12 protein-coding genes are annotated in these 13,795 nt (G+C 42.2%); 5 read left to right on the plus strand and 7 right to left on the minus strand.

Annotation, left to right across the window (positions count from 1 at the left end; all coding sequences use genetic code 11):
- Window positions 1–83: 83 nt before the first annotated feature.
- A complete protein-coding gene (locus H6G14_RS13840; protein ID WP_190567955.1) occupies window positions 84–740 on the minus strand; it encodes an SDR family oxidoreductase in 657 nt (218 codons plus the stop codon).
- Window positions 741–915: 175 nt separating this feature from the next.
- Between H6G14_RS13840 and H6G14_RS13845 the strand changes: the two genes are divergently transcribed.
- On the plus strand, window positions 916–1,581 hold the full coding sequence (locus H6G14_RS13845) for a DUF1997 domain-containing protein (RefSeq protein ID WP_190567956.1): 666 nt from the start codon (window positions 916–918) through the stop codon (window positions 1,579–1,581).
- Between the two features lie 50 nt (window positions 1,582–1,631).
- Here the strand turns inward: H6G14_RS13845 and H6G14_RS13850 are convergent, their stop codons facing one another.
- Window positions 1,632–2,102 carry a DUF4079 domain-containing protein gene (locus H6G14_RS13850; protein ID WP_190567957.1) on the minus strand — a complete coding sequence of 157 codons (471 nt, stop codon included), beginning with the start codon at window positions 2,100–2,102 and terminating at the stop codon, window positions 1,632–1,634.
- Between the two features lie 203 nt (window positions 2,103–2,305).
- Here H6G14_RS13850 and H6G14_RS13855 point away from each other — a divergent pair, with 203 nt between their 5' ends.
- Complete coding sequence (locus H6G14_RS13855) at window positions 2,306–3,586, plus strand: ankyrin repeat domain-containing protein (RefSeq protein WP_190567958.1); 1,281 nt, start codon at window positions 2,306–2,308, stop codon at window positions 3,584–3,586.
- 627 nt (window positions 3,587–4,213) lie between these two features.
- Window positions 4,214–4,657 carry a cobalamin biosynthesis protein gene (locus H6G14_RS13860; protein WP_190567959.1) on the plus strand — a complete coding sequence of 148 codons (444 nt, stop codon included), beginning with the start codon at window positions 4,214–4,216 and terminating at the stop codon, window positions 4,655–4,657.
- 112 nt (window positions 4,658–4,769) lie between these two features.
- Here the strand turns inward: H6G14_RS13860 and H6G14_RS13865 are convergent, their stop codons facing one another.
- The 3 genes from H6G14_RS13865 to H6G14_RS13875 form a co-directional block, all read right to left on the minus strand.
- Window positions 4,770–5,123: a phage holin family protein gene (locus H6G14_RS13865; RefSeq protein WP_190567960.1), complete on the minus strand. Its 354-nt coding sequence runs from the start codon at window positions 5,121–5,123 to the stop codon at window positions 4,770–4,772.
- Window positions 5,124–5,411: 288 nt separating this feature from the next.
- Complete coding sequence (locus tag H6G14_RS13870; protein ID WP_190567961.1) at window positions 5,412–6,329, minus strand: peptidoglycan-binding domain-containing protein; 918 nt, start codon at window positions 6,327–6,329, stop codon at window positions 5,412–5,414.
- A 93-nt stretch (window positions 6,330–6,422) separates the two neighbouring features.
- Window positions 6,423–7,553, minus strand: coding sequence for a helix-turn-helix domain-containing protein (locus tag H6G14_RS13875; protein ID WP_190567962.1), 1,131 nt, complete (start codon window positions 7,551–7,553; stop codon window positions 6,423–6,425).
- A 207-nt stretch (window positions 7,554–7,760) separates the two neighbouring features.
- Here H6G14_RS13875 and H6G14_RS13880 point away from each other — a divergent pair, with 207 nt between their 5' ends.
- Window positions 7,761–9,368 (plus strand): C1 family peptidase, encoded by a 1,608-nt coding sequence (locus H6G14_RS13880; RefSeq protein WP_190567963.1) that lies wholly within the window; start codon window positions 7,761–7,763, stop codon window positions 9,366–9,368.
- Window positions 9,369–9,654: 286 nt separating this feature from the next.
- On the plus strand, window positions 9,655–10,878 hold the full coding sequence (locus H6G14_RS13885; RefSeq protein ID WP_190567964.1) for a PEP-CTERM sorting domain-containing protein: 1,224 nt from the start codon (window positions 9,655–9,657) through the stop codon (window positions 10,876–10,878).
- Between the two features lie 160 nt (window positions 10,879–11,038).
- Here H6G14_RS13885 and H6G14_RS13890 read toward each other — a convergent pair whose 3' ends face one another.
- Both H6G14_RS13890 and H6G14_RS13895 read right to left on the minus strand, forming a co-directional pair.
- Window positions 11,039–12,322, minus strand: coding sequence for a M16 family metallopeptidase (locus tag H6G14_RS13890; RefSeq protein WP_190567965.1), 1,284 nt, complete (start codon window positions 12,320–12,322; stop codon window positions 11,039–11,041).
- 87 nt (window positions 12,323–12,409) lie between these two features.
- Entirely contained in the window at window positions 12,410–13,651 is a 1,242-nt protein-coding gene (locus H6G14_RS13895; protein WP_190568009.1) for an insulinase family protein, read from the minus strand.
- Between the last annotated feature and the right edge of the window lie 144 nt (window positions 13,652–13,795).

Below are 13,795 nucleotides of genomic sequence, written 5' to 3' on the forward strand. Positions count from 1 at the left end.
TCTTTAATCTAACAACAAAAATAGACGCAGCAATTCCGGTAAAGTTCAAAAATGGTCATTAGTCATTGGCTATGGACTATTAATTAACACTGTTGAAATAATTCTGTAAAAGTTTTGGAACTAGCTTCTGGTTTAGCGACAATCTCGACTATTTTATTGCGTGCGCCTGGCTCAAACAAGGATTCGACGCAGACTTGGGCTACTTTTTGCCGAGGAATACTACCATCAAATAAAGTATCAGGACTTTGCATAACGATCGCATCTGAGTTATCCTCATTCTTTAAACCACCGGGACGAACTATCGTATAAGTAAGTCCGCTTTTTTGCAGATACTCTTCCGCTTGTTTCTTCCACACCAGAATTAGCCAAAATAAGTTTAATGGATGGAAAAACTGGGAGACACACAAAGAAGTTACTAAGACAAAATTTTCAATTCCCTTGGCTTTTGCCACATCCACTAGATTTTTAGTGCCTTCAAAATCTACTTTATAAGGCCCGCTAGGGTCAAAACTTGGTTTTGCACCAGTCGCACACAATACTACAGTACTATCACCCAAGGCCGCAGTTAGACTAGCTGGGTTTAACACGTCACCCACCACTAATTCTGCATCAGGAGGCAAAATAGCTCTAGCTGTTTGTTCATCTCGTACCAAAGCACGTACAGGAATATTCCGCGCTATCAACTCTTGGACGATGCGGCGACCTGTTTCACCTGTTGCTCCTGCTACAAATGCTTTCATGATTAACGCTATCCTGGGTAACTAATGTATAACTGCTCTGTATATTGTAGTGATTCCATGAAGTTCATGACAGATTCATAAGGTTTCGGTCAAAATAGGAATTTAGTGCTAAACCACCCACACAGCCTGGGAATTATTAATACAGACAAACGCCAAATTAGAGGGGAACGCATTGATGCTTTCAACAAACGGCGAATATCAATCTTTAGATATCACAGAAACAACTGTGCCTGTTGTTCCCAATTTCCCAGAAACTGAGGATGCAGACACAGGATTGAGTGCTGGTACACTAAGTAAATTTTACGGTCGCTATAGCGACTCGATGGAAATGTATGCTCCAGCACAAAAAGTTGCTGAATATCTTAATAGTCACGCTTCTTGGTTTACACGCTGTGCCGAACCAATGAAAGTGCAACCTCTAGGAGAACATGGTTATGCTCTAACTATTGGTCGTTTTGGCTCTTTTGGTTATGAAGTCGAACCAAAGATTGGTTTGGAATTGTTACCGCCACAAGAGGGTATTTATTGCATCAGGACAATTCCCATTCCTGACTATCAACCACCTGGTTATGATGTAGATTATCGAGCTGCGCTTCAGTTAAGAGAAGATTTTGGTGAACATACGCTGACAAAGGTTGAATGGGAATTGGATTTAACTGTTTGTCTCCACTTTCCTCGGTTTATTCAGCGTTTACCTAAATCTTTAATTCAGTCTACAGGCGATCGCTTACTCAACCAAATTGTTCGCCAAGTTTCCCGCCGCCTAACTCGCAAAGTTCAAGAAGATTTTCACCAATCTGTTGGAGTTTCCTTTCCTGGTAATTATCAGAAAAAGCGGTAAGTTAATAGTCAATAGTCAATAACCGATGACTAATGACTATTGACTAATGACTAAGCTTGAGTCAGAATTCTTTGAACAATCTGCACGCCAGTGATAGCCTGCCAAGTAAAGAGTCCTAAAATCACGAAGTTGATTAAAATATGACTCACCCGCGCCCAGTTTGCTCCTTTCTGCATATAAGGAGATAGAGCTGCGGAAAATGCAATTAAACCTGTCATACCTAAGCCCGCTAGTAGGTGAGGGCCGACAAATAATTTACCGTTATTAATATAGGTAACAGCCATCCCACCGATCGCACCTGCTACCATCAAGGCTAAAAGTATCGAGCCTATTTGGTAGTGTCTGACATTGTATCTACCTTTAATCAGTTCTTTCTTTTGCTCCCCTTGAGCATTCCTGGTACGCTGTAGCTGTAGTCCTAAGTAAGCCGCATAGAGGGATAAAGCTAATAATACCCACATCATCAATGGGTGAAAGAAGTTTAGCCAATATTTAGTCGAGGCAGACAATTCCAGATTCATCGTGTTTTCCCCAATCCTTAAATCTTAATAAAAATTAGCATAACTCTAAGTTACGTGATTGAGGCCACAGAGTGTGAAGATGATTGTTAAGCCCTGTGAGCATAGCTGCGCTTAACCCAAGAGGAGCAACTTAGAGCGGTAGCGGGGCGTTGAGCAACTTGCTGAGAAAATAATATTGACTGTTGACTTTTGACTAATAACTAATGACTAATAACGATGTTTTGCTGCTAAAGGTGGCGAAGAGTGGCGATATCAAGGGACTGGGTGCGCTACTGGCTGCTGGTGTTGGGGTGGATGTATGCGATCGCGACGGAACTACAGCGCTGATGTTTGCTGCTAATCTAGGGTACACGGAAATTGTGCGATCGCTTTTAGATGCGGGGGCTAATGTTAATTTAGCCAGAAAACGCTATGGTTTGACGGCTTTGATGTTAGCAGCTAGTGCTAATCAAGTTGATATTGTGCAGCTGTTAATTTCTAGAGGTGCAGCTGTTAATGCTACCAATGAAGATGGTAGTACGGCTTTAATGGCAGCCGCCTTGAAAGGTAATGTAGAAGTGGCGCGGGTTTTGTTAGCGGCTGGTGCTGATGTCAATATCACCGATAAAGATGATGATACTGCTTTAAAACTAGCTGTAAAGCGAGGACAAGCGGCTGTAGTGCAGTTGATTTTACAAAGTGGTGCAGACGCTAATTGTGAAGATGAAGAAGGCGAAACCCTGTTAATGTTAGCAGCCGACTCAGGTCATGGGGATGTGGTACAAGTGTTATTGGCAGCTGGGGTTGATGTTAACCAACAAAACCAAGACGGTGGTACAGCATTGTTAGCAGCTGTAGCAGCAGGAAATGGAGCGATCGCCAAAATTTTACTAGATAGAGGGGCTGACGTAAATCACCAAGACCAAGATGGTGAATCAGCCCTACACTTGGCCACAGTGGAAGGTTACGTTGATGTGGTACAACTGCTACTGAATCAAGGCGCAAATACCCAAATTAAAAACAAACTCGGCGATACGCCCTTATTGGTAGCAGCATTACAGGGACATGAGCAAATAGTCGAAACACTATTAAAGTATGGCGCAAATGCACATGGAGATAATTTAGGTGAGACACCTTTAACCCTAGCCGCATCCCAAGGCCACACAGCAACCGTCAGGATATTGTTAGACTACGGCGCTAATGCCAATATCCCCGCCAGTGACGGTAAAACAGCCTTGATTAAAGCCACTGAACGTAACCATCCAGGGGTAATACAGTTATTGCTGGCAAAAGGTGCGAATGTCAATTACCAAGACTCTGTGGGGGCTACAGCTTTAATCTGGGCTGCTTCTGGGGGCTATAACAAGGTGGTGCAAATATTACTGGAAGGCGGGGCTGATACAAATTTAAAAAACCGGGGTGGTTACACAGCTTTGATGATTGCTGAGTTTAACGGCTTTAGGAGTATAGTCCAGATTCTCAAGCAGGCTGGGGCGCAGGAGTAATAAATCAATTCAAAATTCAAAATTCAAAATTCAAAATTCAAAATTAAAGACAGCCACCCACAATTCCTAATCCAGTCTCGTGGGCGGTGAGTGCAGTCACACGCGCGGTATCAATTCAAAATACCCTGCGGGAAGCAAGCTACAAAATTCAAGATTTTTAGGGAATTTTGACTTAAATTTACTTATTGTTCAAAACCCTTGATATACATCTTGACAAGCAGTAAAAATAACGTTATTTAATTAAATACTAAGGTAAGGAGGTATCAAAAACCATCTCAGAAATGAAAAACTAAAGATATAAGTTTAGGTGGAAACTTTTTGACGTAGTCATCGTCGAAAATATGAAGAAATTGAAACACCGAAGTAGACCAGGTAAAATATTTTTGCTTTCAAGATATCAAAAAAGCAAAAATTAAGAAGTAAATATACTTTCTACTTTTACCTCGTCCTCCCCCCGGCGTTTCCTACTGTGCTAGATATGCTCAATATATAGTTTTTCATTTCTGAGAACAGTATTATAACTATCAGTTTATGGGTATCTTAGTAAACGCCAAAATAGTATAGAATATCAACTTTTTCAGTACTGAGAAATTAAAAGTCTCAAGCTCCACCTATAGCACTTTAGTAGTGAAACTCGAAATTACTCAACAACCCTTACTTCAGGGAAATTTGTGGTTAGGGCTTGGTTGTCAATCAGGTATTTCTCATCACTTAATTACCGCAGCAATCAACCAAATTTTTCTAGAAAACCAACTTGATCAAAAAACAATTTTAGGTATTGCCACTATTGATACAAAAGTTTCAGAACTGGGTTTAGTGGAATTTTGTCGATTGTTTCAATTACCGTTAAAAACTTTCCCGGCAGAAATGCTGGCTAATGTCGCGGTTCCCAACCCTAGCGGAGTGATTGCCGAAAAAGTGGGAACTGCTAGTGTTGCCGAGGCGGCGGCTATTCTTGCAGCTTCAGCTCATCAAAAGCAGGAGTGGGGTGTGAAGTTGTTGGTTCCTAAAAGGATTTTTCGCTTATCGGGACAACCAGGAGTAGTGGCGATCGCAGTTGCCCAAGCATGATCATGATCATCAAGCTAAAGTTCGTAGTAAGTGGCTCTCACCCTGAAAAATTACTTCACAGACCAATTTATCGCTCACTACGAACATAAAATCAATCTGGCATTAATGACCTTTATTCGACTGCTCGCAGAAGATAATTAATGAGGCTGGACACAATAGACAGCACAATTGATCCCAAGAAAGCAGCGAAAAAGCCCTCAATCTGGAAACCAGAACCAGGTGTGAGAGCGCTGGCTAACCATAGGGTTAAAGCATTAATGACAAATGTGAATAAGCCAAAAGTCAGTAAGGTAACGGGAAATGACAAAATGCTGAGAATTGGTCTGACTAAGGCATTGACTAACCCAATCACTATCACGGCAACTAGAGCCGCTACAAAACTCTTAACAATGAATCCAGGGACAATATGGGCAGTAATTAGCAAAGCTACCGCAGTAGCCAGCCATGTCAATAAAAAGTGTTTCATTAGTTGTTGTTTGGCAAAAATCAGCAATCACTGGAAGAAGAATTAGATAAAACTAATACCAATTCAAAATTCAAAATACCCTTCGGGTTCTCCGCAGGAGTACAAAATTCAAAATTAAGAATCAAGAGAGGACAAGCGTTTGGGGTCGTACATCTGTCACATTCTTTTTTCAAATTGGTATAACTTCGTTGTCCTCGTCGTCAGGAACAAAATCAACGCCGAGTTAAGTATAGCCATTGAGGATTCAAAACTCTGCTCAACACCACACTACTGCTAACTTGTTTCAGTCTATCGTCGTTGAGGAGATGAGCGCCGCAATAACGCCTCCCAAGTAGCGCCACCAGCCACGCCATCGGGTTCTATACCATAGCGTCTTTGAGCAGCTTTGAGCGCTTCCTCAGTCTGAACCCCAAAGTATCCATCCACACCACCCTTTAAAAAACCAAGCTGACTCAATCTTTGCTGTAGCTTGGTAACTTCGGAATTTTTCATTCCTACACGCAAAATCGGCCAGCCTTCGGAGGTGTATTGTATGCCAGAAATTCTTTGAGCAGATGGTGTAGGGGCGAAACGTGGGGTGGAAGATGGTCGTTGAGGGGTTTGTTGTCTTGGGGTTGGTGTTGTTGGTCTGGGAGGCGTAGGTCTAGGATTAGCCAGTCTAGGTTCAGGTCTGGTGTTAGCTGGTGGATTGGGTGTTGTTGGTCTGGAGTTAACAGTGGGAGTGGTAACGGGTTGAGTGGGGACAGGGAAACCAGTTGTTGACCTGGCTGGTGGATTGGGTGTTGAGTTTGGTAAAGAGGTAGTTGGCGCACCTATTGCTTGATTAGGAAACAACCTTTGCCAGGTAGCAGCATCAACAATACCATCTGGAGTTAAGCCAGCCGCTTGTTTGAACCCAGACACAGCATTAGCAGTATTCTCGTTGTAGACTCCATCGATCGCACCTGAGTAAAAGCCCAAAAGCCTCAGTGCTGCTTGAAGTTCCGAGACACGTTCACCTTGACTACCAACCCTGAGGGTAGGACGGTTGATAACAACTTGTTGGGCAATTTGTTGTGGTGCGGCGATCGCTACTACAGCCAATGAGTCAACAAACATAGTCGCAGAGGGTAGCATAAGTAGCCAATAAAACTTGCTTGTGCTGAAATAGCAAAATGCCTTTTGTGGTTTTAAGTAACTGATACTTGCTCTCAAGCAGCCTTTCATAGAAATTGCTCTCAGAATCTTCTGATGCTAATATTACTGCCGTGTGAGGTAATTGAGTAGTCTTTTTTCAGTATTGAGTAGTAAGTGATAATGCTATTGAGTAATAATTCCTAAATGATTTAGTACGTACATCACCGCAGCAAGGCGAGTTTGCACACCAAACTTCTCATAAACGTTTTCTAAATGTTTCTTGACAGTGCGATCGCTTATTCCTAAATGCTTTGCCACCTCGTTTGTACTTTGATCCTTTGCCACCCAAAACAATACTTCCGCTTCTCGTTTGGTTAACCCCATCATTTGCAGCGCTTCAACTGAAAACTCGATTGCTTGAGTTTCTTCTAACAGCAAGTAAACCTGCTCCAATTGTGCATTGTAATTCAAACGAATTGTCAGTCTGCGTCCATCTAATTCTAAGCGCAGAGGGCAAGGAGAAGTAAAAGTTTCCGTTGATTGGACTAACTCGAATACTTGGTGATTTATCCATCTTTGCAAAATATCAGGCAAAAAAAATTTTGCATTCGATGGTGGAAAGTAGTGATGTAGTATTTCTCCTGCTTTTTGAGTCATCCACTTCACCTTGCCGTTAATAGATAGTGAAATGACTGCTACTTGTTCTGTTGCTTGGTGTTGTTCGACAAGTTGAGACTGTAACTGGTTAAAAGCAGCTATATTTTCGTATGCTTGTTGGAGATGAGGACGAATGAGATTGAGGATTAGGCGATCGCGTTCTGTAAAGTTACGGCGATCGCGGCTGATTGATAAAACTAAGTGGTTTTGTCCTTGGTGAAACTGATCAGCATTCCTGATGGAGGGAAGCTTAAAGAAAACACTCATCTGATCTGCCAACCCAAAGGACTGAAAAAAAGCATAAAAAGCTTCTCGACGTTGAAATTCTTGCTCACTAAAAAAATCGGAAATTGCTAATGCTTGTTCATCTAGTGTTTGCAAATAATGTTGTGCAACTGGATGAGCGAAAAAATTTTGACGTTGAGATGTGAATGATTCCGCAGCCATCCCTACTTCGTAACGGGGAAACGTGTAGAACCGTGTTGAGAAGGGTGCAGATCCCATATTGAAACTGCCTATAGAAAATGTTTCTGCACCTACTAATTTTGGTAAAGCAGTCAGTATTTGTGTGGGAAATTGATCAAGACTGCAAGGCACGTAAAGCGATCGCAAAAACTCAAGCATACGCTGCCAATCACTGTGTTTTAAGCGCTGCATATTTTTCTACAAATAAATAATTTATGCTTCACAATTAACTACGGCGATCGTCGTATTGTCTGTTCATCAAAATTTTGACATTTTATGTACCATATCCTGAAAAAACAAGATTCTATTCAGGTTTTCTTACGCATTCTTTGTGCAAAATTTTGATTACTTATGATTAAACAATCAATAAAATCTATAGTAATAGGGACAATAATTACTTTGGGTACAAGTTCTGTCATTACTCCAAAAGTGAGTTTGGCACAGACTCGCCCTAATTATGTAGACCTCAGTCCCTATCAAACAACTATTAAGAATCAGGGAAGCCGTACTACTTGTATTACATTTAGTGCGATCGCTGCTTTGGAAGCTGCCTACAAGCGCGCTGGTTATGGCGACCTCGATTTGAGTGAGCAATTTCTCAACCATATTGGTAAAACTTTTTGGCTTCATCCCCGGTGGAATGAAATTCTAGCAAAAGGCGAAGATGGTAGCGAAACCCAAGTCGGTGCTTTTGGTGGAGGTGGTGGTGTCGGTTACATTGAAAATCTCGCCAGAGGATTTAAAGTACCAGTTGAATCTTTAATGCCCTATCGCTTAACTGAATACACCAGTGCGGATCATCCTCACCTGTTTTATGCTTGGAATAGCACATTTTGGAACAAGCAGCGACGGATGAGTGATTTTAACTTAGATCCGCGTTTTCTTCCCCTCGCTGCCCTAAATGCCAATAAATATTACACAGCACAATCTTTTAAAAGAATTAATCCCAAGAGTGTTATAGAAATTGAATCGGCTCTAGCACAGGGTAAGGAAGTTGTTTGGGATACAATACTCGCCAATACAGCCAGTCCTATCTGGCAACCCTGTAGCCCTGGTCAAGCGAATTGCCCTAATGGCGCACACTCCATGTTGATTATTGGTTATGACAGACGTGATCCCGACCCCACAAAACATTACTTCTTAGTTAAAAATAGTTGGGGTGGGGGTTATACCAAAATTTCCTATGGCTATCTTCAGTATGGTTATGATGCTGGTTATATCGAAGCAATTAAACCTCCGCAACGTTGGTATGAACTAGCGTTTGTTGGACGCTGGGATATGAATTTCGATGGCTGGAAAGGTACTCTAGATATCTATCATCTACCTGGTTATGCCCAGTGGATATTCTCAAAATTTGGTGTAACTACCATAGACCGAAGAATTGGTACATTTTACGATACCACTGGTAAAGCCTTTAAAGTTAATGGGTCAATAACCGGGCAAACAATTCGCTTTTATATTGATGGGAAAAATCCAAATGCGCGTTGGGATCAAATTGGTAATGACCGAGAATTTTCTTACACAATGGTTGATAACTCTGGCACGCTGATGGCTGGTAGTCACAAAGACCCAGATGGTAGACTTTATGGCGGTTACGCCAAAAAGCAAGGCTTATTATCGTCAATGGCTCAAACTCCTAGACCCATTCAAGCACGTTCTTATCTAGCGAGTTGGAATACCCGATTCAACAATGTGCAAGGCACTTTAACACTTTCTCGTATGGATAACAGCTTCCTATCTCTAACAGAAAGCAGTCAATATTCAGGTCTTGTAGGTACATTCCAAATTGGCACGACAACTTACCCAGCACAAGCTCTTGTAAGTACAGTTAATCCCAATGAAATTAGGATTCGCATTCGCGCAATTTTAGGAAATCCTGAATCAACGTTGGAATCTGGTGATGGTCAACTTTTAGGTCGTCACTTAAATCATGAAAGAGGTGTTGTAGCTGGTAGTGCAAACTATACAAACGGTATAGTATCGGGATTTGTTATGGTAAGGAACTAATCTTAAATACTAACCATACCCACCACAAAACAAGAATCAATTAAGGTTTCTTTGTACTTATTTGCACAGTCTTTTGACCTGTCAGCACTTTTGAAAGCTGATATTAAAGAGGTAATAAGCCGAGATGTTTGTCACTTAAGCTTACAGATTTTTGGTTATAACCGTAGTCGCATAAGTTAAGACACTTTTAAAGATTGAACGTTAGAAAAGTAAGACTTTACCCCTTTGGGGGTAAGGGATATGCCAACTGCCTTCTGCTATGTCATTCTGCCAATAAAAAATAATTATGAAGCTTACTCAAAAAAGTTACCGTGCCTCTCAACTTTTGTTAGTAGGTGTATCCGGCTTTGCATTGAACTTATGTCTAACTTCAGGTGCAGCACAAGCTCAGGTAACACGGGCTAAAGCATGGGTATGGGCAGACCGTCCTACTACTACCACTACATATACACCTGCTTTAGCCTATCAATATAACTCCACAGGTGCGACCAACCAAGCTACTCGTCTTGGAGTTGGTCAGTACAGAATAAATTTTCCTGGTTTGGCAACCACTGGTGGTACTGTCCATGTATCTAGCTATGGTGGCAACCACCACTGCAAGGTTGTCAACTGGGGTTCAAGTGGGACTGCCCAACAGGTCAGGGTCAACTGTTTTACCCCAAATGGGGCTGCTGTGGATGGTCGGTTTAATGTCCTTTTCTACAAAGAAGCCTCCCCTAGTCCAAACCGAACGGCTGCGTACCTTTGGGCTAACCAACCTACAACCGCATCTTACACACCTAATACTATTTACCAGTGGAATTCTAAGGGAGCAACAAACACAGTCAATCGTTTGGGTGTAGGTAGATACCGAGCTATTTTGCCCAGTTTGAATGTTGTGGGTGGAACCGTATTAGTAACTGCTTATGGCTCTGGTTCAGAAAGTTGTAAAGTTGTTGGTTGGTCTTCCTCCGGTAGCAATACGTCAGTCAATGTGAACTGCTTTAATAGCAGTGGCAGCCCTGTAGATACAACATACAATTTGAGTTACATGACAGATGTTGTAGTAGGTCTGGAAGTTTCACTAGGCCCACATTATGGTGGTTACATCTGGGCGAATAATGCCACTGCAAGTTCTTATACTCCTCTCATCACTTATCGATTTAATAATACTGGTGGAGGTCACAGTATTACTCGTACCGCAGCTGGTACATATACAGTCAGATTTGCATATCTCAAACCATCTAACCGTACTATTGCTCAAGTCACTGCCTATGGCACTACAGGCGAATACTGCACAGTGAACTCTTGGGATAGTGATGGTGGCAGTGGTACTCGTGTTTATATTAAATGTTTCAATAATTCTGGAAGTCCTGTAGATCAACTATTCACATTGACCTATTTAACTGACCAGCGAGTTGGAACAACAATAGTACGTATCTCAGAACCAACTGCGATCGCAGGTCTATTATTGTTTGGTATGGGCTTGTTATGGCGAAGAAAAAAAAGGATATTGCTGAATCAAGGTTGACTCTCCCCTGCGTAAATGCTGTGGGATTCTAAGAAGTTGTTCCGAGTGAGGACGGCACTTGCTACCCTACGAGAATGCTCCGCGAACAAGTCGGCAGATCTGCCCAACGCAGTGCCTCCTAAAGCCGTCGCTTTCCACTTCTTTGTCAATATCTACTTACTTAATTAATTGCTCGATTAATTGCCTCTTCTTGCCCGACTAAAGACACATAGGGTTGCTGTAAATACTGCTGCGCCGATGTTAAAGCGTCTTGAGCAGTCACAGCAGCAATCAGTTCTTGAAATTCTCTGTCAAAGTCAATTCCTAAACCCAAAATTTCATACCAACCGTAGATTTGAGCAATCTGTCCGTTAGTTTGTTTACCTAAGGCATATTGTCCCAATATCTTGTTTTTAGCAGCCTGTAAACTGGTTGTAGATACTTCTTCGCTACAGAGTAGCTCTACTTCTGTCCGCAATCCTTCTAAGGCGATGCTGGTATTTTCTGGCGCTGTACCCATGTAGACTACAAATGATGCTGGATAAAGCCTTGTGGGGTAGAATGCCGAGACTTCATAGGCTAACCCCCGCTTTTCTCGCAATTCTACAAACAAGCGGCTAGAAAGACCATTACCTAAATAAGTAGAAAGTAATTTGAGGGAGGCATAATCAGGAGAACTTACTGATGGGCCTAAATAACCCAACATGACGATAGATTGCTGGGTTTGTACAGGCTTTAAGCGGTGCTGGGGGTTGGCTGAAATTTCTGGTAAGTTAACTACTGTTGGGGCTACGCTTGGTGCTTGCCAATCTCCAAATATTTGTTCTACTAAAGCTACCACTTCTTGTAGGGTGATGCGACCAGCAACACTGATGACTAAGTTATCTGGACGGAAATAAGTTTGGTGATATTCTACTAAATCTGTTCTGGTGATGCTGTTGAGGGTGGTTTCATCTCCTAGCACTGACATAGCATAGGGATGATTTTGATACATTACCTGCCGCATTTGCTCGAAGGCCAGGGTGAAGGGTTGCTCTTTTTGGGAGCGAATATCTTGGAGTGCTAAACGTCGTTCTAGTTCAATTTGAGTTTCGGGGAATGTAGGCGATCGCAATATCCGCCCTGCCAATGCTAAAATTTCGGGAAAATCTGATGTTACTGTCTTCAACGACACGAGAAAGTAATCAGTAGAAGTATCTGCACTCAAACTTGCGCCCACAGATTCTACTTGTTCGGCTATTTCCAAACTGGAAAGTCCCTCACATCCCTTAGTCATCACAGCAGCCAGCAAATGAGCTAACCCCGCCTGTTCTCGCTTTTCGTAGCAACTACCAGCACGGATAAAAATTCGCCCAGCAATAATATCTGCGGCTGGATTTTCTGCTACCAGCAAGACAATGCCATTGTCCAGTACGGTGCGATGAATAGGAGATTGAGCGAGGGATGGTTTCACAGTTTGGGTCATTTGTTATTAGTCAATAGTCAATAGTCAATAGTCAATAGTCAATAGTCATTGGTTTCTTACTGTGGACTCTGGACTGTGGACTTTCGACTACAGAGGTTTAAGGATGGTAACAGCGTAATTCTGGGGAGAAAGATGCTGTTTAGCTAATTGTTGCAGTTCTTGGGTATCAAATGATTGAATTTGGTGTGGATATATGACTGCTAATTCTGCTTGAGCGATGGTGTTGTAATATCCATAAAGCCCTGTTAGCTGGTTGGGGGTTTCTGTAGAGAAGGCGTACTCGTTGCATAAAAGTCTGCGGGTACGGGCTATTTCTTGTTCGCTAACACCACTGGTTTGGATATTATCTAAATGACTCAGAATTAAATCCTCAACTTGTTCTAGGTTTTCCGGTTCCAACCAAGCAGTAACTGTAAATAAGCTCGATTCACATTGCAGAGAAAAATTACTACAAATTCCTTGGACTAATTGTAGTTCTTCTCGCAAATCTCTGACTAGGCGAGAAGTCCGTCCTTCTGCTAATACCACTGACAACAAATCTAAACCGTAGGCTGTGCGGAGTTGTTCTACTCCTGGTACAACCCAGGCCATCAACAATCGGGCTTGCTCTATGCGTGGTAGACTCAATTCTTGACGTTGAATTCCCCTAATTATTGGCTTGGGTGTTGGGTTGATTTTTGGACATTCAACAGGCTCAGAAAAATTGTCAAATGAACGGTTTACCAGATCCCAGGCTGCTTGTTGGGCAATACCTCCAGCAATCACTACTGTCATATTTTCTGGTTGGTAGTGAGCGCGATGAAAACGGCGCATCGCTTCTGGTGATTGCTGCATCAGTTCTTCCTCTGTACCCAGAACTGAACGCCCATAAGGATGGTCTTGGTAGATGCTTTGCGACAGACATTGAAATCCTACCCAGTCAGGATCATCATAGCAGGCACGAATTTCTTCTAATACTACATCTCGTTCTCGGCTAAACTCATCATCTGGGATTGCCGCATTCAATAGTAAATCTGCTAAGTAAGGTAGGGTATCTCCCAAGTAAGGCGCGGCTGTAGTCAAGGAATAATTAGCGTAATCGTAGCTGGTAGCTGCATTACTGACTCCACCCCTGTTCTCAATTTGATGGTCGAAGGTTCCTGGGGGTAAAGTTGCTGTACCTTTAAAAATCATGTGTTCTAAAAAATGTGCCATCCCAAACCAAGGTTCTGGCTCACGAATCGCTCCAGCTCTCACCCAAACATCAGCCACAACTACAGGCGTGGTGGGAATTTCTTGATGAATAAATGTCAAACCATTGTCTAATCGAAACACTGAGGCTGGAAACACAGGATTGGCAAGTTGTTGTTTTGACAAGGTTTTGTATCTTTAACCACAATTTAACTTTGATGTTTGTGATCTTAACTCTGAACGATCGCCAAATTCGCATCAAGTTATACAGAATGCTATATTCATCAGCAGGTGAAAGTAGCC

Origin of the sequence: Nostoc parmelioides FACHB-3921 (assembly GCF_014696625.1) — a bacterium.
Lineage (GTDB): Bacteria > Cyanobacteriota > Cyanobacteriia > Cyanobacteriales > Nostocaceae > Trichormus > Trichormus parmelioides.